The sequence below is a fragment of the Pseudomonas sp. 43NM1 genome, assembly GCF_002836905.1.
Classification (GTDB): Bacteria; Pseudomonadota; Gammaproteobacteria; order Pseudomonadales; family Pseudomonadaceae; genus Aquipseudomonas; species Aquipseudomonas prosekii.
In genome coordinates, this window is record NZ_MKGS01000003.1 from 1 (window position 1) to 21,222 (window position 21,222).

Sequence of the window (21,222 nt, forward strand, 5' to 3'; positions counted from 1 at the left end):
CCGCGTGAAGAGCGTCAACCACGTGCCGAGCAAGCTGTTGCCGCCGTCGCTGAAGAAGAGCTGACCAACGAAGAGCAACTGCAGGAAGACGGTCAGGACAACGCCGAAGGCGATCGTCCACGCCGCCGCTCCCGTGGCCAGCGTCGTCGCAGCAACCGTCGCGAGCGTCAACGCGATGCCAACGGCAACGTGATCGAAGGTTCGGAAGAATCCGAGTCCGCCGAAGGCAGCGAAGGCAACGACAACAACCAGGCACCAAGCGCTGGTGATCTGGCCGCCGGCCTGGCCGTTACTGCAGCCGTCGCCAGCAGCGTGATCAGCGCTCCGGCCGAAGCTCAGGCTAACGAGCAAGCCGAACGCGCCACCGCCGCCGTGCAGGAAACTGCCCCGGTAGAAGCGCCGGTTGTTGAAGCGACTACTCCGGTAGAAGCCACGGCATCGCCGGAAATCGAAGTCGCGCCGGTTCGTGAAGCACAGCCTGAAGTTCAAGCTGCTGCCGAGCCTGCTTTTGTCGCCGAAGCTGCCCATCAGGCAACTCCGGAAACATCGACCGAAACAGTCACCGAAGCCGTTCGCGAAGTGCGTGAAGAGCAAACCGCGTTCAACTGGGTCTCCGAGCCAGTAGCCGCTGAGCCAACCGTCGAAGCACCAGCGCCAGTCGCTGAAGCTGCGGCAGTGGAAGCTCCGTCGATTGAAGCTCCGGTAGTCGAGGCTCCAGTTGTTGAAGCTCCTGTAGTTGAAGCTCCAGTAAATGAAGCTCCAGTAATTGAAGCTCCGGCATTCAAAGCGCCGTCGTTTGAAGCGCCAGTCGCTGAAGCAGTGGTCGCCGAGCCAGTGGTTGCCGCTGCCGAGCCTGCTCCAGTGGTTGAAGCACCGGTTGTTGCCGAAGTGGCTGCACCGGTTGTCGAAACTACTCCGGTCAGCGCCCTGACTGAAAACGGCCGCGCGCCGAACGACCCACGTGAAGTCCGTCGCCGCAAGCGTGAAGCCGAGCGTCTGCAGAAAGAAGCCGAACAGGCTGCTTCTGCTGCTCCGGCCGCTGCTGAAGTTGCCGAGGCAGCCCCTGCCCCGACTGCTGAAGCGCCTGCTGCTGGCACAGCTGAATCCGCTATCGACGAAGCGCCACGCTCCGTTCAAGACGCGGTACAGCAACACGAGCAAGCCCTGGAAAAAGAACACGAGCCTAAACCCCTCGTCTGATTCCATCGGCCATTAAAAAGCCCCGCCTGGTGATCCAGGCGGGGCTTTTTTATGTTCACCACAATCCCTGTGGGAGCGAGCTTGCTCGCGATGGCGGTGAGTCAGCTTGCATAAATGTTGAATATTAAGCTGCTATCGCGAGCAAGCTCGCTCCCACAAGGAAACTGCGGCAGAACTACTGGAAGACCAACCTCTGCGGCACATCCACATCCCACAACACGCCGGGATCATCCACCGCCACTTCCACAACCCGCGCCTGCGCGAACAACGGCTTGGCCCCACGGTCACCCGCCAACTCCATCAGCTCAGGACCGAAGCGCCGCCCAAATCCCACCGGGTGCCCATGGTCGCCCTCATGCACCGCGACGCTAATGCAATCCTCGGCCATCCCCGCCACCACCCGCTCAACACTCGAAGGCAGGATAAACGGCATATCCCCGAGCACGATCAACCAACCATCAAGCTCGGCACACGCCGCCACGCCGGCAGCGATGCTGTCGCCCATGCCGGTCGATTCGATCAGCACAATTTCGAAGCCGTACGCCTGCGCCATGCGAATCACTTGCGGGCGATCCTCGGTGGTCACCAGCACGCGTTTGTGCTGCGATGCCGGCAAACTCAGCAGCACCTGCTCGATCACCGAACGCACAGCGCCATCGCGACCGGTGCAATCGGCGAGCAACTTGTCTTTATCAGCACCGGCAACCTGGCGAAACCGACTGCCCTGCCCCGCCGCCAGCACGATCACGCCAATCGGCTCACTCATACGTCCTCCCGCAACGGCTTCTTCTGTTTCAGCTCGATGCCGTTTTTGATCGCGACAATTTCGGCCAGCAGCGACAAAGCGATTTCCGCCGGAGTGTGGCTGCCGATGTGCAGGCCGATCGGGCCGTGCAGCCGCTCGATGGCCTGTGCTGACAAGCCTAGCTGAGCCAGATTGTCGCGGCGTTTCTGACTGTTGACCCGCGAACCCAGCGCACCGACGTAAAACGCCCTGGAATCGAGCGCCGTCAGCAGCGCCATGTCATCCAGGCGTGGATCGTGGGTCAGCGCAACAATGGCCGTGCGCTCGTCGGTCTGAATGTTCAGCACCGCTTCATCGGGCATGCCCGTGACGAATCGGCCGTGCTGTTCTTCCCAGCCGTAGACGAACTCCGTGCGTGGATCGCAGATCAGCACTTCGAAATCCAGCAGCCGCGCCATTTCCGCGACATAACGCGACAACTGCCCGGCGCCGATCAGCAGCAGACGCCAGCGTGGCCCGTAGATCGCGCGCAACGTATTGCCGTCGAAACTCAGCGCGTCGGTCTTGCTCGCGGGCTCCAGCAGCACTTCGCCGCTGGAGATATCCAGCAGACGCGCGACGATTTCATGGTCTTCACAACGCGCCAGTAATTCGGCGACCCACGCCGGATCGCCGACGCGCTCCTCAGTCAGGCGCAACGTGCCGCCGCAAGGCAACCCGAACCGCGCGGCCTCCTCGCGGGTAACGCCGTAAGTGATCAATTGCACCGGCGGCCCGTCAGGCGGAATCCGCCCGTCGTGCAACCGCGCAATCAGGTCGTCCTCGACGCACCCGCCGGACACCGAGCCGATCACCACGCCGTCCTCGCGCAACGCCAGCATCGCGCCAGGTGCCCGGGGCGCGGTGCCCCAGGTCTGGACCACGCTGTACAACATCACGCGCTGACCGGCGCGGCGCCATTCGAGGACGCTGCGCAGGACGTTCAGATCGACGCTGTCCATCAGGCTTCAGCCTTCTGCCAGCCCTGCAACTGATAACGCACCGGCAAGTCGCGAATGCGTTTGCCGGTCGCGGCAAAAATCGCGTTACACAATGCCGGCGCAATCGGCGGCACGCCCGGTTCGCCGACGCCGCCCAATGGCACCTCGCCCGGTGGCGTAACCAGATGTATCGCGATTTCCTTCGGTGCCAGCGACATGCGCGCCACTTCGTACATGTGGAAGTTGTCTTGCTGGACCTTGCCATCCTTGAAGCTGATCTCGCCGAGCACCGCGTTGCCGAGGCCCATCACGCAAGCGCCTTCGAACTGCGAACGGATGCGCTCGGGGTTGATCTGCGGCCCGCAATCCACCGCAATGTCAGCCTTGTGCACGATCAACGTGCCATCGTCCTTGACCTCGACCTCAATCACCGCCGCCACATAGGTGACGAAGCTGTAATGCACCGCCAGCCCCAGGCCTCGGCCCTTGGGCAATTGCCGACCCCAACCGGCAGCCTTGGCCGCAGTTTCCAAAACGGTGCGCATGCGCGCGGTATCGATTGGATAACGCTCCGGAGATTCGCCGTAGTTCCACTCTTCACTCAAGGTGCGCGGATCAATCTTGCGATCCGGGCCGAGCAACTTGATCTGATACTTCAACGGATCCTGCCCGGCCTTGTGGGCCAATTCGTCAACGAAGGTCTGGATCGCGAAACCGTGAGGAATGTTCGACACCGAGCGATACCAGCCGACCCGCGTGCGCACGGTCGCTTCCGGGTTTTCCAGGCGCACATTGGGAATCGCGTACGCCATGTTGGTGAAACCCATGCCTAATTCGAACGCCGCTTCGTGGTTCATGCCCGGCGCAAACAGCGCGGTGATGCTCGGTGCCACGGTGCGGTGCAACCAGCCCGACGGCATGCCGTCCTTGTCCAGACTGGCTTTCAGGTATTCAGCCGACACGGTGTGAAAGTACGAACAATGGATGTCGTCTTCACGCGTCCATTGCACGCGCAGCGCTTTGCCGGGGAATTCCTTGGCAAGGATCGCCGCTTCGACGACGAAATCCGGTTTCGACTTACGCCCGAAACCACCACCGAGCAATGTGACATTGAACGTGACGTTATCGAACGGCACACCCAGGCGCTCGCCGATCCGCTCGCGGGTGACTTGCGGTGCCTGGCTTGGCGCCCAGGCTTCGATCACGCCGTCCTTGAAGCGCGCGATGGCGACCATCGGCTCCATCGGTGCCTGCGCCAGATGCGGCAAATAATAAGACGCTTCCAACGTATTGGCGCCGCTCAAGGCTTTGTCGATGTCGCCGGTGTTGCGCACCACTTTGCCGGGTTTCAGCGAAGCGGCTTCCAGTTCCTTGCGATAGGCAATCGAGTCGTAACTGGCATTCGGGCCGTCGTCCCACTCGATTTTCAGCGCCTCGCGACCCTTGATCGCCGCCCAGGTATTGCTCGCCACCACGGCCACACCGCCCAACGGCTGAAACTCCGATGGCAACGGACGACCTTCGATCTGCAAGACTTTTATCACGCCGGGGACTTTCAGCGCGGCGCTGTCATCCACCGTTTTGACTTTGCCGCCGTACACCGGCGGGCGGGCGATTGTCGCGTAGAGCATGCCCTCGAAATGCACATCGGCGCCGTACACCGCGCGGCCGTTGACGATGTCGTCACCGTCGATGGCGCGCACGCCTTCCTTGCCGATATAGCGAAACTCTGACGGCTGCTTGAGCCGCAGGCTGTCGCGCGCCGGTACGGCCAGCGCACCCGCGGCAGCGGCCAATTCGCCGTAACCGAGTTCACGTTTGCTCGGTTGGTGCACGACTTTGTGCAATTGCGCGCGGCATTCGCCGACCGGGACTTTCCACTGATCAGCGGCGGCTTGTTCGAGCATGGCTCGCGCGGCGGCACCGCAGCGACGCATCGGTTCGTACCAGTGACGCATGCTGCGCGAGCCGTCGGTGTCCTGGTTGCCGAAACGCACTTCGTCGCCCGGCGCCTGTTGCACTTTGACCCGCGCCCAATCGGCGTCGAGTTCATCGGCGACGACCATGCTCAGACTGGTGCGCACGCCCTGGCCCATTTCCGAGCGGTTGCAGACCACGGTGACCGTGCCGTCGGTGGCGATGCTGACGTAGACCTTCGGATCGTCGATCCAGCCGTTGGGCATGCCTTCGGCGCCGAACTTCTTGTCTTTCTCCTCAGCGAAAGCATCGGGCAAACCCCAACTCGCCGCGACCACCAGCGCACTGGTGGCGCCGACGCCTTTGAGAAAGCCGCGACGGCTCATATTACTCAAGTTGCTCAGGGCAAAATCCTTCGGGAGCTGGCTCATGCCTTGGCCTCCTTCAAATGAGTAGAGGCTTGGCGGATCGCAGTCTTGATCCGGTTGTAAGTGCCGCAACGGCAGATGTTGCCGACCATCGCTTCTTCGATCTGCTCGTCGCTGGGGTTCGGGTTGGTCTTGAGCAGTGCGGTGGCGGACATGATTTGCCCGCCCTGGCAGAAACCGCACTGGGCCACGGCGGTGTCGAGCCAGGCTTGCTGGACGACTTGCCCGACCGGGTCGGCGTGCAGGTTATCGATGGTGCGCACGTCCTGACCGACGACCGAGCCAATCGGCGTGATGCAGCTGCGCGCCGGCAGCCCGTCAATGTGGATGGTGCAGGCGCCACACAGGCCCATGCCGCAGCCGAACTTGGTGCCGTTGTAACCGGCGACATCGCGAATCGCCCAGAGCAGCGGCATGTCTTCGGTGACGTCGAGTTGATGGTCTTGGCCATTGAGTTTCAGGGTAATCATGGGCACGCCCGCATATTTGGTTTGGTCATGGGGTCGAGCAATCTGCCGCCGGGGGATGGCGGTGGGTTCAACAGATCGGCTCAGGCTAATCGGCTCTCTTACGCGGACGGATGCGTCTGCGTCGGGCCTGTCGTTAAATAAATGGGTGAAACAAATGGTTGCATCGTTAGGTGGCTAAGTTAACCCAGCGTTAACAAAAAAGCCCTGCACATTTGAAGTGTGCAGGGCTTCGAATTCGATCTTGAAAGCGTAGCCTCAATAACGATTAGGCTCCATTTCCAGCTCGACGCCGAATCGTTGCGAAATGTCTTGCTGGATGCGTTGCGCCAGTTCGAGCAGTTGCAGCCCGGTCGCGCCGCCGTAGTTGACCAGCACCAGCGCCTGCAATTTGTGCACGCCGGCATCAGCGTCGCGGAAACCTTTCCAGCCAGCTTTCTCGATCAGCCAACCGGCCGCCAGTTTCATCTGCCCGTCGGCTTGCGCGTACGCCACCAGGTCCGGGTATTCGAGCTTCAGTTGCGCAACCAGCGACGCCGGCACCAACGGGTTTTTGAAGAAACTGCCGGCATTGCCGAGCACCGCCGGGTCCGGGAGTTTTTCGCTGCGAATGCTGCAAATCGCCTGGCTGACATCAGTCGGCGTCGGCTGAACGATGCCCTGCTCGGTCAGGCGCTGACGCACCGGGCCGTATTCCAGATGCAAGTGCGCGGCGCGGCTCAAAGTAAAGCGCACCCGCAGAATCAACCAGCGGCCCGGCTGCTGTTTGAACACGCTGTCGCGATAAGCGAAGTTGCATTCTTGCAGGGTGAAATCGCGCAGCTCGCCGGTCTGCCGATCCAGCGCAGTGAGGCCGGCGAACACGTCTTTGATCTCGACCCCGTAAGCGCCGATGTTTTGCATCGGCGCGGCGCCGACAGTGCCGGGGATCAGGCTGAGATTCTCCAGCCCGGACAACCCTGCGGCCAGCGTGTGTTGTACAAACGGATGCCAAGGCTCACCGGCCTCGGCCTCGATCACCACTTGGCCGTCATCGTCGCTCAACACACGAATCCCGCGCGTGGCCATGCGCAGCACCAGTGCCTGAATATCGGCGGTCAGGAGCAAATTGCTGCCGCCACCGATCACCAACAGCGGCACCGCGTGCGTGGCGGCGTAGGCCAGCGCGTCACGGACATCGGCGTCGCTGTGCGCTTCGGCAAACAGCTGCGCCTCAACGTCGACGCCAAAACTGTTGAACGGCTTGAGCGAAACCCGGGGTTGTACCTGCAAACTCATAACCGTCCTTTTAACTCGATCACCAGCCGATCACTGGCACGTTCGATCAGATCCAGCACGTACTCGAAGCCTTGGTCGCCGTCGTAATACGGGTCCGGCACTTCATCGACTTCCGACTCATAACGGCGCAGAAACAAATCCAGCTCCGCCCTGCCCTTGGCCGGTTGCAAGGCCTTGAGGTTGCGCAGATTGCTGTTGTCCATCGCGAGGATCAAATCGTAACTGGAGAAATCGGCGCGGCTGACTTGCTGCGCGCGTTGCGCCGACAAGTCGTAACCGCGCAGCTTGGCCGCCGCTTGACTGCGCTTGTCCGGCGCCGTGCCGACATGCCAGTCACCGGTGCCGGCCGAAGCCACTTCGATCTGCCCGGCCAGCCCCGCTTCACGCAGCTTGTGGCGCAGCACGCCCTCAGCAGTGGGCGAGCGGCAAATGTTGCCGAGGCAGACAAACAGAACCCGCATCAGGCCTCCAGCAAGCGACGAACGCGCTCAAGGTCTTCGACGGTATCGACGCCGGTCGGCGGCGCGATCAACGCGTCGGCAACGTGGATGCGCACGCCGTGCCACAAGGCGCGCAGTTGCTCCAGGGATTCGGTGTTTTCCAGCCAGCATGGGCCCCAGCTGACGAAGTCATGCAGGAAACCGGCGCGATAGGCGTAGATGCCGATGTGACGGCGATACGGCACGCCTTCAGGCATTTGCTCGCGGGTTTTGGCGAATGCGTCGCGCGCCCACGGCAACGTGGCACGGCTGAAGGTCAGCGCCAGACCATTGAGGTCGCTGACGACCTTGACCACGTTGGGGTTGAACAGGGTTTCGACGTCTTCGATCGGCTCGGCCAACGTGGCCATGCGCGCTTCGGTGTGGGCGGCGAGGTTGGCGGCCACCTGATCGATCACGCTCGGCGGAATCAACGGCTCGTCGCCCTGCACGTTGACCACGATCGCGTCTGCGGCCAGGCCTAGTTTGGTCGCAACTTCGGCCAAACGGTCGGTGCCGGAATTGTGATCTTCGCGGGTCAGCACCACTTCGGCGCCGAAGCTTTTGCAAGCCTCGACAATCCGCGCATCGTCAGTGGCAACCACCACGCGCTGGGCGCTGCTTTTGCTCGCCTGTTCCCAGACGTGCTGGATCATCGGTTTGCCGGCGATCAGCAGCAGCGGTTTGCCCGGCAAGCGGGTCGAGGCGTAGCGCGATGGAATGACAACGGTAAAGGCTGTGGTCATTTATCCAGGCGCTCGTCGGTGGTCAGGGTGCGGGCTTCGGTTTCGAGCATCACCGGGATGCCGTCGCGAATCGGGTACGCCAGGCCTGCGCCCTTGCTGATCAGCTCGGTCTTGTCGGCGCTGAGCTTGAGTGGGCCTTTGCAGACCGGGCAAGCGAGGATATCGAGCAGTTTGGTGTCCATGAGCGTTCCCTGGATAAAGACGTAATTAAGGCAAAAGACGATTCGGCAACAGGCGCATCAGCTGCGTATCGAACCAGGCCACAAAGGCCGGCGACGGCGCAGCATCGACCGCCAGGTACCACCAGTCGGCGGCAGCAAAGGCGCGGCACTTCACCGCATCCTTTTCGGTCATCACCAACGGCAATGACGGGGTGAAACTCAACGCCTGCACGCTGTATTCGGCGTGATCGGCAAAGGCATGCGGTATTGGCCGCCAGTGTAGCGTTTCGAGGGTATTGAAGAAACGCTGCGGATTGCCGATCCCGGCCACTGCGTGCAGCGCCTGACCTGCAGGAAAGTGATCGAGCGGCCGGCGTTCGCCGCTGTGCAGGTTGACCAGCGCGGTCGGTTGCAACTGAAAGGCAAAACCGTCGTCGCGGTCTTCGGCGGCGCCGTTGAACAGCACGGCATCGACGCTTTGCAGGCGCTCGACCGGCTCGCGCAACGGCCCGGCGGGCAGGCAACGCTGATTGCCCAAGCCTCGCGCGGCGTCGATCAGCACCAGTTCAAGGTCGCGGGCCAAGCGGTAATGCTGCATGCCGTCGTCGGACAGAATCAGGTCCAGCGGTTCGCTGGCCAGCAATGCCTTGACCGCGTTGCTGCGGTTGGGGTCGATCATCAACGGCACGCCGGTGCGCTGGACGATCAGCAACGGCTCATCACCGGCAATCGCGGCGTTCTGCTCAGCTTCGACACGCCACGGCAGTTGCGGCGGCTTGGCGCCATAACCGCGACTGACCACGCCGACGCGCAAACCGCTGCGTTGGCAATGCTCGATCATCCACAGGATCATCGGTGTCTTGCCGGTGCCACCGACGGTGATGTTGCCGACGACAATCAACGGCACCGGCGGCTGGTAGATTTCGCCCTCGCCAGCCAGAAACCGCTGGCGCTTGCCGACCACCACGCGCCGGTACAGCCATTCGAGCGGCTGCAACAGCTTCAGCGCCGGATGACCGGCATACCACGCGGCGAGCAAACGATCAGACATGGCCATCAGGGTGCGGGCGGCGCCGCCTCGACGGTGGTCATGCGCAAATGGCTGAAACCGAGCTTGCCGGCGGCATCCATGGCGATGATGACGGACTGATGCTGGGCCTTGCCGTCGGCGCTGATGGACAACGGCAAGTTGGTGTCGCCATTGGATTCCTTGCGCAAGGCGTCCATCAACGTCGCCAGATCATTTTTCGGCAGCAATTGGTTGTTCACCGAAAACACGCCTTCGGCGCTGATCGCCACGTCGAGTTGCTTGAGCTGCTGATCTTCGGCCGGGGAGCCGCTGACCGCTTCCGGCAGTTCGACGCGCAACTGGGTTTCGCGGGTAAACGTGGTGGTCACGACAAAAAACAGCAGCAAAATGAACACCACGTCGATCAGCGACGCGAGGTTGATGTCGACATTCTCCCGTTGCTTGCGGCGGAATTTCACGCTTTGCCCTCAGCCAGATCGACGTCACGGTCGCCCTGCACCACCTCGACCAGCTTGATCGCTTCCTGCTCCATGCCAACCACCAGTTCATCGATGCGACGTTGCAGGAAACGGTGGAAGAACACCGACGGAATACCGACCATCAGGCCCGCCGCCGTGGTGATCAGCGCTTTCGAGATACCCCCGGCGAGCACCGCAGCGTTGGTGGTCATGCCCGTGCCCATGAACGCGCTGAAAATATCGATCATGCCCAGCACCGTCCCGAGCAACCCGAGCAGCGGGGCCATGGCGGCGATGGTGCCGAGCGCATTGATGTAGCGCTCCAGCTCGTGAATCACCCGAGCGGCGGCTTCTTCGATGCACTCTTTCATGATCTCGCGACCATGCTTGGAGTTGGCCAGGCCGGCCGCGAGGATTTCGCCCAACGGCGAGTTGGCGCGCAGTTCCTTGAGCTTCTCTTTGTTGAGCTGTTTGTCCTTGATCCAGACCCAGACCTGCCCGAGCAAGTGCTCCGGGGTCACGCGACTGGCGCGCAGGGTCCACAGACGTTCAGCAACGATTGCCATTGCCGCGATGGAACTCAGAATGATCGGAATCATCATCCAGCCGCCGGATTTAACCAATTCCCACACAGTGACAGTCCCCTCGAAAAAGTGCGCCACTCTAACATAGGGGTTCGGTGCACCGAAGACTGTCATGTCGCATCCCGTCCGGCCGTGATAGCTCATGGCTATTTATTGCCCCCGTGGTTAGCCGTTGGCGAATCGCGCCAGAAGCGCCGTTGTTGACGCATGGTTCGGGGTGGCTCGAAGCTGCCGAGTTGCAGACGGATGGCGCCGTGCTCGGCGCTGTCATAGATGCGCAAGCCGCGTTTGCGATAGCGCGCCAGCACCGTGGGATGCGGATGACCAAAGGAATTGCCCTGCCCGCGCGAGATCAGCACGGCTTTGGGTTGCAGCGCGCTGAGCAGCGCCATCGACGAAGAACTGCGGCTGCCGTGGTGCGGCGACGCCAGCCAATCGGTGCTGACTGCCAACGAGCTGTCGAGCAGCGCGCGCTCGGCGTGGCGGTCGATATCGCCGGTCAGCAGCAAACGTTCGCCATTGGCTTGAATCTGCAGCACGCAGGATTTTTGATTGCTTTCGCTCGCCGCTGTCCATTGCCAGAGCTGGAAGGTCACGCCGTCCCACGTCCATTGCCGGCCATTTTCGCAGCCCTCGGCCAGCAATTCGACGGGCAAGCCTTGAGGATCGCCGCTGTGCACGCGCGCCACCGGCAGCCCGTTGGCGACCGAGCGCGCGCCGCCGGCATGGTCGGCGTCGGCATGGCTGAGCAACATCACATCAAGTTGTTTCACCCCGAGTTTGCGTAATGCCGGCAGCACCACACGCTCGCCGAGGTCGAAATCGCCGACGCGCGGGCCGGCGTCGTAGAGCAATGCGTGATGCCGGGTGCGCACCAGAATCGCCAGACCCTGGCCGACGTCGAATTGCCAGACGTCGGCGCGGCCCTCGGGCACTTCATCGCGCGGCGGAAACACCAGCAACAGCAGCAACGGCCAGCCTAGTGCGCGCATCGGCACACCGCGCGGCATCAGGAGCAGGAACGCGCCCAACCCACCGAGCACACCAATCCATAACGGCACCGCCACCGGCACCCACGCGGGCAGTTGATTGGCGACCAATCCGAGGCCTTTGAACATCAGGTCGATCAGCCCGCCGGCCAGCCACAGCAAGCCTTCACCGACCACAGGCACTGGCAGCAGCAACATCCCCAACAAGGCTGGCGGCAACACCACCAGACTGATCCACGGCACCGCGAGCAGATTGACCAGCGGCCCGCTGACACTGATGGGCAATCCCAACAACAGCAGCACCGGGCACAGGCCAATCGCAATCAACCATTGCGCGCGGGTCCAGGTCTGCCACCAGCGCCACGGACCCAGTCGCCCGCCGACAGTGAAGATCAACACCGCGACCGCCGTGAACGACAACCAGAAACCCGGTTGCAGGCTCGCCAGCGGGTTGAGCAACAACACTCCACCGAGCGCCAGCGACAGCGGCCACCACGCGCCGAGATGACGAAAGCGCAATCGCCACAGCAGCACCAGGCCAATCATTACGCAGGCGCGGCGCACCGGCACGTCGAAACCGGCCAGCAGTGCGTAACCGAGCTCGGCGGCGAACGCCAAGCCACACGCCCACGGCAACCACGGCATTCGCCCCGGCCACACGCCATATCGGGCGAGCAAAGCGATCAGCAAGTACACCGTGCCCGCCAGTAACCCGATGTGTTGCCCGGAAATCACCAACAGGTGCACGGTGCCGGTGTCCTGCAACACTTGCCAGTCTTCGCGGCTCAAACCGGCGCCATCCCCCAGCACCAGCGCCGCCAGCGCACCGGCGCGGCCCTGAGCATCGACGTTGAGCAAGCGCTGGCGGATGCCGTCGCGCCACGCCCAACGCGCGGGTGCCAAAAGCTGGCCGTCCTTGACGCTGCCCGTCGCGCCGATGCCTTGGGCCAATAACCAGGCGTCGTAATCAAACGCGTGCGGGTTGAGCAGACCCACCGGCCGTTTCATTTTCACCGCCAGACGCCAGCGCTCGCCGCTGTTGACCGCTGGCCCGCCGTACCACGCCAGGCGCATCAGCGACGGCACCGCGGCGTGGCGCGAGTGCGCGTCGGCCAGTTCGAAACGCACCACCGTTTCGCTGTTCTGCGGCAACCCTGTGATTCGCCCTTCGACCCAGCGTGTTTCGCCATCCAGCTTCGCGGGCAACCGATCATCCAGCGCCGTTTGCGCAAAACCACATGCCCAGCTAAAACCAAACAGCCAGAATGCCAACGGATACGTGCGAAACGGCAGCAGCATCAACGCCACCACCGGCAACAACAGCCACAACCAGACCGGCGGTAATTCCGGTAAAAAACGCAACGCCAACAATCCGAGCGCCAGCGCCACTATCCCTGTGCGCATAAGCCCGTCCTTGAGAGGTCCCTCCCTAGGCTTAGTCGGCTTTACGCACATGCACGGTTATTAATTGTCACAAAGTCTGAATGGGCCACTTATAGAATCCAGACATACTTGCGGCCTGAACCGACCGAGAAGCCTTATGCCCCGGCGCTTATTCAAACGCTACATGCCAGACCCGACCAGCATCAAGGAACACAAATCCTTACGCTTTCTCGGCACTCTGCTGCATGACCCCAACCTCTGGCACCTCAATCGACACTCGGTGGCCCGGGCGATGGCGGTGGGTCTGTTTGCCGCGTTCCTGCCTATTCCCCTGCAAATGCTCGTCGCTGCGGTGCTCGCGATCATGGTGCGCGGCAACATGCCGATTGCGGTGAGCCTGGTTTGGCTGACCAATCCGATCACCATGCCAGCGGTGTTCTTTTGCACCTATCAGACCGGCGCCTGGCTGATGGATGTGCCGGCCCGACATCTGCCGGATGAGCTGACCTGGGAATGGATCAGCGGCCAACTCTCGACGTTGTGGCAACCGTTTTTGCTGGGGTCGGTGGTGATGGGATTGGTGCTCGGCGCCCTCGCCTATTGCCTGACGATGATGTATTGGCGTTGGTGGGTGGCGCGGCAGTGGCGGCGACGCAAGAAGAAGAGAATGGGTTGAATGCAAAACGGCCTCCTTGATGGGAGGCCGTTTTTTTACGCGGTGTTTGCGCTGACGCCATCGCGAGCAAGCTCGGCTGCCACAGGTTCAGCGTTCGCCCCTGTAGGAGCGGGGCTTGCCCGCGAAGCAGACGACTCGGTCGCAGATCAGGTGCGCATGCCGCGCCCACTCACCAGCAACCGCGCGCAAGCGACGTACAACACCACGGTCGCCACGACCATGAAGGTAATCGCCACACTGATCTTGATGTCCGACACGCCAAGAATGCCGTAACGGAAGGCGTTGACCATGTGCAGCACCGGGTTGGCCAGCGACACGGTTTGCCAGAACGGCGGCAGCAGCGAGATCGAGTAGAACACCCCGCCCAGATAGGTCAGCGGCGTCAGCACGAACGTCGGGATGATCGAAATATCATCGAAGTTGCGCGCAAACACGGCGTTGACAAAGCCCAGCAGCGAGAAGATCGTCGCCGTCAGCACCACCACCAGAATGGTCACGCCGAGGTGATGCACCTGCAAATCGGTGAAGAACAATGACAGCAGCGTCACGATGACCCCGACCATCAAACCGCGCAGCACGCCGCCCAAGGTGTAGCCGATCAGAATCGTGTGCGGCGACACCGGCGAGACCATCAGTTCCTCGATGGAACGCTGGAACTTGCTGCCGAAGAAACTCGACACCACGTTGCCGTAGGAGTTGGTGATCACCGACATCATGATCAGCCCCGGCACGATGTACTCCATGTAAGTGAAGCCACCCATGCCCCCGATCTGCTTGCCGATCAGGTTACCGAAGATCACAAAGTACAAAACCATGGTGATCGCTGGCGGCAGCAGCGTCTGCGGCCAGATCCGGGTAAAGCGCCGGACCTCACGGTAAACGATGGTATTGAGGGCAACGAGGTTGGGTTGCAGCTCGGAACTCATACCGCCACCTTCGACAGATTTTTCTCCACCAGGGACACGAACAACTCCTCGAGGCGATTGGTTTTGTTGCGCAAGCTCAGCACTTCGATGCTCTGATGCGCCAACTGGGTGAACAGCGCGGTGATGCCCATGGCTTTGTCGACCTGCACTTCAAGCGTATGGCCATCGATCAGCTTGGTCGGGTAACCGAGCAACTGCGGCGGTGTGGTCAAGGTGTTCTTGATGTCGAGCAGGAAGGTTTCCACGTGCAACTGGCCGAGCAGCGTTTTCATGCTGGTGTTCTCGACGATGGTGCCGTGGTCAATGATCCCGATGTTGCGGCACAACTGCTCAGCCTCTTCCAGATAATGCGTGGTGAGGATGATGGTGATGCCTTGCTGGTTCAGTTCAGTGAGGAAGGTCCACATCGAACGACGCAGTTCAATGTCCACGCCCGCCGTCGGTTCGTCGAGGATCAGCAGACGCGGTTCGTGAACCAGGGCGCGAGCAATCATCAAACGCCGTTTCATCCCGCCGGACAGTGACCGCGAGGGCGTATCACGTTTATCCCAGAGACCGAGCTGTGTCAGGTATTGCTCGGCGCGTTCCTTGGCGATTTTCGACGGGATGCCGTAATAACCGGCCTGCGTCACGACGATATCGAAGGTCTTTTCAAACTGATTGAAATTGAATTCCTGCGGCACCACGCCAATCGAGCGCTTGAGCTGCGCAGGGTTCTTGTCCAGGTCGTGGCCGAAGATATTCACCGTGCCGCTGGTCTTGTTGACCAGGGTCGAGAGAATGCCAATGGTGGTGGATTTGCCGGCGCCGTTAGGGCCGAGCAACGCAAAAAAGTCACCTTCGGCGACGTCCAGATCGATACCACTCAAGGCCTGGAAACCGTTGCCGTAGGTTTTGGTTAGCTGCCGGATGGACAGAGCGGAACTCATATCTGATTACGCACCAAGAAGGGAAGAAAGGAATAAATAAGGGCGGGCGGCGACGAATACAACCGCGGCGCAGGAGCGCAATGGTGCGTGTCGCCGCCACACAAGTACAGTCAAGTGTGTCGATAGTGAGTATTAAGTCAACGCGGTCATGACCGCTTTCTGAAACGCCGGACGCTGTTTCAACCGGGCATACCAGGCTTCGAGATGCGGCTGCGGCGCGCGCTCGATGGGCATCTCGAACCAGGCATAAATGAAACTGCCCAGCGGAATGTCGCCCATGCCGATTTCGGCGCCGGACAGGTACGGTTGGTTTGCCAACGCCTGATCGGCCATCGCCAGCAAGCCTTCGCATTCCTTGATCGCCGCATGGATGGCGGGCCAGTCCTGCTGATCTTTCGGCGTGCGCAACACACCCCAGAACACCGTGCGGAACGGGCCGGCGAAACTTGAAGTGGTCCAGTCCATCCATTTGTCAGCGGTCGCGCGAGCCTGAACATCCTGCGGATACCAGGCCGTGTTGCTGGCGTGTTTCGCCATCAGGTAACGCACGATGGCATTGGATTCCCACAGGACAAAACCGTCGTCTTCAATCACCGGCACCCGGCCATTGGGATTCATCGCCCGGTACTGCGGCGTGTCGACGACACCGAACGCACCACCGGCATCGATGGCTTCGTAGGCGAGGCCGAGTTCTTCGGCGGCCCACAATGGTTTGCGCACATTCGACGAGTTTTTCCGACCCCAGATCTTCAGCATGACCGCCTCTTTATGGATGAATGCGCAGGCAGCATACGCCGGATCAGGCGCGACTCAAATCACCCTGCATGTCGCCACGCATGTCACCCAGGAGCGCGGGCAAATGATCGCCAAACAGGTGCGGATAGCACTTTTCCAGGTGTTCGAAAAAGAATGTCTCAGGCACGTCGGCGAACTGACCGTGGTCCACCAGGTACTCCATCAACTGCTCGCCTTCGCGATTGAAGGGATGGAAAACGCTGTCGTGGACGCCATCGAATTCCAGCGGCGCCACGTTGAACAATTCGCACAAACCCTGATTGAACGCCGGCGTGGCTTTGACCCAACGCCCGTTCAAATACAACTCGGTGTAACCGTGCATGGCGAACACATCGCTCTTGAGCAATTCCAGCAAGCGCGGCGTCGACAGGTGATTGCGCACATCGGCCAGACCTATACGCGCGGCAATCCCACAATGCCGGGCACATCCCGCCAGCAGGGTCGCTTTGGGCACGCAATAACTTTCGCCGGCCGCCAGCGCGTAACTGCCACGTAAAGTGTCTGGGTCGCGGCTGAAGGTATAGGGGTTGTAGCGCACGGCCTCGCGCACCGCGTAATACAGATTGATCGCCTGCTGAACGGGATCGCGACTGACGCCGCGATGCTTTTCGGCGAACTCCACCACCGCGGGGTGGTCACTATCGATGAAGCGGCCGGGATTCAAATACTCGTGCATGAGGGCGATCTCCTGGGGGAGCCTCGAGTCTAGCGACACCTTCAGCACACAGATAACGACGATTCGGCCAAACATGGGCGCTTTGCCGCTAACCCCGCGAACGTTTTCCCAGGGCTGTTGCCCACAGTTCTTACAAAACCCGTCCAAGGTTTCCCACGATATCAATCACATCGGTCTGACCACACTGTTTTGCGGATGCCGTCTAAGCTCTGAAGGTTGGTTTTGCCCTGGTGTCACGGAGGATTAAATATGCTGTTGTTGTGGATACTGGTTCTGATCGTCGGAGTGGCCTATTTGGCTCACCGCCGCGTTGCCCCGCTGCCGGCGTTGGGCATTGTGGCTGTTTACGTGTTGGCGATGGGCGCCTTCAGCCATGCACCGGGTTGGCTGTTGCTGATTCTCTGGGTGCTGGTCGCTGCAGTGGCGGCGCCTCTGTTGCTGCCCGACCTGCGCCGCAAATACTTCAGCGCGCCGCTGTTCAGCTGGTTTCAGAAAACCCTGCCGCCGATGTCGCAAACCGAACGCGACGCCATCGATGCCGGCACCGTGTGGTGGGACGGCGAGCTGTTCAGCGGTCGTCCGGACTGGGACAAGTTGCTGGCCTATCCAAAAGTCCAACTGACCGAAGAGGAACAGGCTTTCATTGATGGCCCGACCGAAGAACTCTGCGCGATGGTCAGCGATTGGCAGATCGGCCAGGACATGGACCTGCCGCTTGAAGCCTGGACGCACATCAAGGAAAACGGCTTCTTTGCGCTGATCATTCCCAAGGAATTCGGCGGCAAAGGCTTCTCCGCGTACGCCCACTCTCAGGTCGCGATGAAACTGGCGACCCGCAGCGGCGATCTCGCCTCCACCGTCATGGTCCCGAACTCGCTCGGCCCTGCTGAACTGCTGCTGCACTACGGCACCGACGAACAACGCAATCACTACCTGCCACGCCTGGCGCGCGGCGATGACATTCCGTGTTTCGCACTGACCGGGCCGCTGGCCGGCTCCGACGCTGGCGCGATGCCCGACACCGGGATCATCTGCAAAGGCGAATGGGAAGGTCAGCAAACCCTGGGCCTGCGCCTGAACTGGGAAAAACGCTACATCACCCTCGGCCCGGTCGCTACCCTGCTCGGTCTGGCGTTCAAGGCTTATGACCCGGATCACTTGCTGGGTGACAAGGAAGACCTCGGCATCAGCCTCGCGCTGATCCCGACCGAAACCCCTGGCGTCGAAATCGGCCGTCGTCACTTGCCGCTCGGCGCAGCGTTCATGAACGGTCCGAACTCCGGCAAAGACGTATTCATTCCGCTGGAATTCCTCATCGGCGGCCAGGAAATGCTCGGCAAAGGCTGGATGATGCTGATGAACTGCCTGTCGGTCGGGCGTTCCATTTCCCTGCCGGCGGTGGGCACTGGCGCCGCCAAGTTCACCAGTCTGGTCACCGGCCAATACGCTCAGGTGCGTGAACAGTTCAACGTGCCGCTGTCGGCATTCGAAGGTATCCAGGAAGCCATGGCGCGCATCGGCGGTAACGCCTGGATGATGGACGCCGCGCGCATGCTGACCGCCAACGCGGTGGATTTGGGCGAGAAACCGTCGGTGTTGTCGGCGATCCTCAAATATCACCTGACCGAACGCGGCCGCGAGTGCATCAGCCACGCGATGGACGTGCACGGCGGTAAAGCAATCATCATGGGGCCGAATAACTATCTGGGCCGCAGCTGGAATGGCGCGCCGATCTTCATCACCGTGGAAGGCGCAAACATCCTTTCGCGCAACCTGATGATCTTCGGCCAAGGCGCGATTCGCTGCCATCCATTCGTCCTCAAGGAAATGGCGCTGGCCGGTCGTGAAGACAAGGATCAGGCACTCAAGGAATTCGACGGTCTGCTGCTCCAGCACATCGGTTTTGCGGTCAGCAACGCTGCCAGCACGCTGGTGTTGAACCTCGGTTTCGGCCACTTCGAACACGCGCCGGGCAACAAACTGAGCCAGGGTTACTTCCGCGCGCTCAACCGCCAGGCTGCAGCATTCGCCATGCTTGCCGACCTCAGCATGATGCTGCTGGGCGGCGAACTGAAGCGTCGCGAACGGCTGTCGGCGCGTCTGGGCGATGTGCTCAGCAACATGTACCTCGCCTCCGCCGCGCTCAAGCGTTATCACGATCTGGATTCGCCGGACCACATGGCGCCGCTGTTCAACTGGGCGATGGAAGAAAGCCTCGGCCAGTCCGAGCGGGCGTTGGACGAACTGTTGAGCAACTTCCCGAACAAGTTCCTCGGTTGCCTGCTGCGGGTGATCGTGTTCCCGTTCGGCCGCCGCCACAAAGGTCCGTCGGACAAACTCGGCGCCGAAGTGGCTGCGGTGATTGGCCGGGCCAAGGGCGATCCAACCCTCGAAGAGTTGCTCGGCGGTTGCTACCGTCCGCAATCGGCTGATGACGCGGTTGGCGCGCTGCAACATGCGTGCAATCTGCTGAACAGCGCGCAGCCGTTGCACAAAAAGCTGCACGTCGCGCTCAAGAGCGGTCAGGTCAAACCGACTGCCGGCGAACACGCGATCGATGCCGCACTGGAAGCCGGCGTGTTGCAACCGGCCGAAGCACAGACCCTGCGTGATGCCGAACTGGCGCGCCGCAAAGTCATTGATGTCGATGATTTCGACAAGGAAGAACTGGCGCTGGCCGACGGAAAGGTCCGCTGATCCTGTAAAAACCGGTGCGGGAGCTTTATACTCCCGCGCCCGTTTTGCTCTTGAGGACTTATCTCGTGTCCAATGTCGTTGCCGACCATCTCGTCTTGCTTGACCACTTGCGCAGCATCCTGGTCGCCGTAGGTGAGGCCGAACAGGTTCCCGAAGAAAGCCATGCCTTGTTTCTGGAGCGCTTCGACGAATTGCGTGCATTGCTGCCGGTCGATCCGATCGAAAGCCAATACCTGGGTCAGGACATTCTCTGCCAGGTAATCACCCGTTATCCGCAAATCGCCCACCTGGTACCGCGCGACCTGCTGTGGTACTTCGCCGGCGACTGCCTGCATTACATGCCTGACGATGAAATCAATCTGTATCAGGCTCTGGAAGAACGTCGTTTCGAAGCTGAGCAGAACGACGAACCGTTTGACTGGAATCAGGAAAAACAGCTGCTGGCGATGTCGAACGACGACAGCAAGCACTGATCCCGGATCAGCAATGCAAAAGGCCCGCATGGTGAACATGCGGGCCTTTTTTTGTGGCGTTAATGAGGGCGCCTTCGCGGGCAAGCCTCGCTCCTACAGGTTATGCGCGATCCCTGTAGGAGCGAGGCTTGCCCGCGAAGGCGTCAGTCAAAGCAATCCGTCACTCTCCGGCAACTCATACTCAGCCGCAACCTTGCCCAAGGCACTCGGCTTCCCCGGCTTGCTCAGCGTCGGCTCTTTCTCCAGACACTCCACCAGATAATCAATCAGCACCCGAAGCTTGGGCGGCAGATAACGCGTCGGCGAATGCAGCAACCAGGCGCCGCCATGGTAGGACGCGAGGAACGTCCAGTCCGGCAGCACCTGCACAATCAATCCCTGCTCCAGCGCATAACGCGCGGTGAAATACGGCAAGCTGCCAATGCCAATGTGCTGCAACACCGCGCCGAGCCGCACGCCAGTGTGGTTGGCCGCATAGCGTCCACGCACTCCGACGGTTACCGCTTTACCGCCCTTCTTGAATTTCCAGCGAGCATCGCTCGGGGTTTCGCCCAGGTAGATGCAGCTGTGATTGAGCAAGTCGTGAGGATGGGTCGGCGTGCCGTGTTCGGCGAGGTATTGCGGCGTGGCGCAAAGCAAATGGTCGATGGTCAGCAATTGCCGCCCAACCAATCCGGCGGGCGGGCGATCGGTGATGCGGATCGCCAGATCAACATTGTCATCGATCAAATCCACCTGCCGATCTTCCAGCAACAACTCCACATCGACTTTGGGATAACGCCGCAGAAATTCCGGCATATGCGGGTGAATCACAAAACGGCCCACCGCTTTCGGCACGCTGACCCGCACCAGACCTTCCGCCTCGTGGTTGAACTGGCCGCTGATTTCCATCACTGACTTCGCCGCGCTGACCATTTCCTGGCAACGTTTGAACACTTCTTCGCCGCCATCACTCAAGCGCAATTTACGCGTGGTGCGCTGCAGCAAGCGCGTGTTCAAGGCTTTCTCCAGACGCGAAATACTGCGGCTGACCGCCGATGGCGACGAGCCTAATTGGCGAGAGGCTTCGGAGAAGCTGCCGGTCTCGACAACTTTGACGAAAATCGCCATTTCACCCAACAACGGCAGCGGTAGATTTATGCTCACAGCGCAACAGTCCTTTGATGTTTGAACGGATTATCACGCAATTCCACGCTTCATATAAT

The 21,222-nt window shown here is 61.1% G+C and carries 20 protein-coding genes and 1 pseudogene; 4 read left to right on the forward strand and 17 right to left on the reverse strand.

Annotation, left to right across the window (positions count from 1 at the left end; all coding sequences use genetic code 11):
* Window positions 1-1,200, forward strand: a pseudogene (locus BI292_RS01930) (hypothetical protein); the annotation flags it as partial.
* Between the two features lie 175 nt (window positions 1,201-1,375).
* On the opposite strand, the gene BI292_RS01935 reads toward BI292_RS01930, so the two are convergent.
* The 12 genes from BI292_RS01935 to BI292_RS01990 all read right to left on the reverse strand — a co-directional run bounded on the left by BI292_RS01935 (window position 1,376) and on the right by BI292_RS01990 (window position 12,866).
* Window positions 1,376-1,966, reverse strand: a complete 591-nt coding sequence (locus tag BI292_RS01935; protein ID WP_101206817.1) for an NTP transferase domain-containing protein — start codon at window positions 1,964-1,966, stop codon at window positions 1,376-1,378.
* A complete protein-coding gene (locus BI292_RS01940; RefSeq protein ID WP_101206818.1) occupies window positions 1,963-2,946 on the reverse strand; it encodes an XdhC family protein in 984 nt (327 codons plus the stop codon). Before BI292_RS01940 ends, BI292_RS01935 begins: the two co-directional genes overlap by 4 nt.
* A complete protein-coding gene (locus tag BI292_RS01945) occupies window positions 2,946-5,273 on the reverse strand; it encodes a xanthine dehydrogenase family protein molybdopterin-binding subunit (protein ID WP_101206819.1) in 2,328 nt (775 codons plus the stop codon). The genes BI292_RS01940 and BI292_RS01945 overlap by 1 nt, the downstream gene beginning before the upstream one ends.
* Window positions 5,270-5,740, reverse strand: coding sequence for a (2Fe-2S)-binding protein (locus BI292_RS01950; RefSeq protein ID WP_092279244.1), 471 nt, complete (start codon window positions 5,738-5,740; stop codon window positions 5,270-5,272). The genes BI292_RS01945 and BI292_RS01950 overlap by 4 nt, the downstream gene beginning before the upstream one ends.
* A gap of 255 nt (window positions 5,741-5,995) precedes the next feature.
* Window positions 5,996-7,015, reverse strand: coding sequence for a UDP-N-acetylmuramate dehydrogenase (gene murB, locus BI292_RS01955; RefSeq protein WP_101206820.1), 1,020 nt, complete (start codon window positions 7,013-7,015; stop codon window positions 5,996-5,998).
* Window positions 7,012-7,476 carry a low molecular weight protein-tyrosine-phosphatase gene (locus BI292_RS01960; RefSeq protein ID WP_101206821.1) on the reverse strand — a complete coding sequence of 155 codons (465 nt, stop codon included), beginning with the start codon at window positions 7,474-7,476 and terminating at the stop codon, window positions 7,012-7,014. Before BI292_RS01960 ends, murB begins: the two co-directional genes overlap by 4 nt.
* Entirely contained in the window at window positions 7,476-8,240 is a 765-nt protein-coding gene (gene kdsB / locus BI292_RS01965; RefSeq protein ID WP_101206822.1) for a 3-deoxy-manno-octulosonate cytidylyltransferase, read from the reverse strand. The genes BI292_RS01960 and kdsB overlap by 1 nt, the downstream gene beginning before the upstream one ends.
* Window positions 8,237-8,422 carry a Trm112 family protein gene (locus BI292_RS01970; protein ID WP_007945752.1) on the reverse strand — a complete coding sequence of 62 codons (186 nt, stop codon included), beginning with the start codon at window positions 8,420-8,422 and terminating at the stop codon, window positions 8,237-8,239. Before BI292_RS01970 ends, kdsB begins: the two co-directional genes overlap by 4 nt.
* 25 nt (window positions 8,423-8,447) lie before the next feature.
* Entirely contained in the window at window positions 8,448-9,458 is a 1,011-nt protein-coding gene (gene lpxK, locus BI292_RS01975) for a tetraacyldisaccharide 4'-kinase (protein ID WP_101206823.1), read from the reverse strand.
* A complete protein-coding gene (locus BI292_RS01980) occupies window positions 9,458-9,889 on the reverse strand; it encodes a biopolymer transporter ExbD (RefSeq protein WP_092279234.1) in 432 nt (143 codons plus the stop codon). Before BI292_RS01980 ends, lpxK begins: the two co-directional genes overlap by 1 nt.
* Window positions 9,886-10,521 (reverse strand): MotA/TolQ/ExbB proton channel family protein, encoded by a 636-nt coding sequence (locus BI292_RS01985; RefSeq protein ID WP_167370441.1) that lies wholly within the window; start codon window positions 10,519-10,521, stop codon window positions 9,886-9,888. The genes BI292_RS01980 and BI292_RS01985 overlap by 4 nt, the downstream gene beginning before the upstream one ends.
* A 98-nt stretch (window positions 10,522-10,619) precedes the next feature.
* Window positions 10,620-12,866, reverse strand: a complete 2,247-nt coding sequence (locus BI292_RS01990) for a DNA internalization-related competence protein ComEC/Rec2 (RefSeq protein WP_101206824.1) — start codon at window positions 12,864-12,866, stop codon at window positions 10,620-10,622.
* Window positions 12,867-13,002: 136 nt separating this feature from the next.
* Between BI292_RS01990 and BI292_RS01995 the strand changes: the two genes are divergently transcribed.
* Window positions 13,003-13,521, forward strand: coding sequence for a DUF2062 domain-containing protein (locus tag BI292_RS01995; protein ID WP_092279228.1), 519 nt, complete (start codon window positions 13,003-13,005; stop codon window positions 13,519-13,521).
* Window positions 13,522-13,667: 146 nt separating this feature from the next.
* Here BI292_RS01995 and BI292_RS02000 read toward each other — a convergent pair whose 3' ends face one another.
* The 4 genes from BI292_RS02000 to BI292_RS02015 all read right to left on the reverse strand — a co-directional run bounded on the left by BI292_RS02000 (window position 13,668) and on the right by BI292_RS02015 (window position 16,847).
* On the reverse strand, window positions 13,668-14,447 hold the full coding sequence (locus tag BI292_RS02000; protein ID WP_092279226.1) for an ABC transporter permease: 780 nt from the start codon (window positions 14,445-14,447) through the stop codon (window positions 13,668-13,670).
* Entirely contained in the window at window positions 14,444-15,376 is a 933-nt protein-coding gene (locus BI292_RS02005) for an ABC transporter ATP-binding protein (RefSeq protein WP_092279224.1), read from the reverse strand. Before BI292_RS02005 ends, BI292_RS02000 begins: the two co-directional genes overlap by 4 nt.
* A 132-nt stretch (window positions 15,377-15,508) precedes the next feature.
* A complete protein-coding gene (locus tag BI292_RS02010; RefSeq protein ID WP_101206825.1) occupies window positions 15,509-16,132 on the reverse strand; it encodes a glutathione S-transferase family protein in 624 nt (207 codons plus the stop codon).
* A 43-nt stretch (window positions 16,133-16,175) separates the two neighbouring features.
* The gene (locus tag BI292_RS02015; RefSeq protein WP_092279220.1) at window positions 16,176-16,847 is read right to left on the reverse strand and encodes a transglutaminase family protein; all 672 of its coding nucleotides are present in this window, start codon (window positions 16,845-16,847) and stop codon (window positions 16,176-16,178) included.
* A 249-nt stretch (window positions 16,848-17,096) separates the two neighbouring features.
* Here BI292_RS02015 and BI292_RS02020 point away from each other — a divergent pair, with 249 nt between their 5' ends.
* Window positions 17,097-19,544, forward strand: a complete 2,448-nt coding sequence (locus BI292_RS02020; protein WP_101206826.1) for an acyl-CoA dehydrogenase — start codon at window positions 17,097-17,099, stop codon at window positions 19,542-19,544.
* 65 nt (window positions 19,545-19,609) lie between these two features.
* Entirely contained in the window at window positions 19,610-20,017 is a 408-nt protein-coding gene (locus BI292_RS02025; RefSeq protein WP_101206827.1) for a PA2817 family protein, read from the forward strand.
* 147 nt (window positions 20,018-20,164) lie between these two features.
* Here the strand turns inward: BI292_RS02025 and BI292_RS02030 are convergent, their stop codons facing one another.
* Window positions 20,165-21,163, reverse strand: a complete 999-nt coding sequence (locus tag BI292_RS02030; protein WP_101206828.1) for a LysR family transcriptional regulator — start codon at window positions 21,161-21,163, stop codon at window positions 20,165-20,167.
* Between the last annotated feature and the right edge of the window lie 59 nt (window positions 21,164-21,222).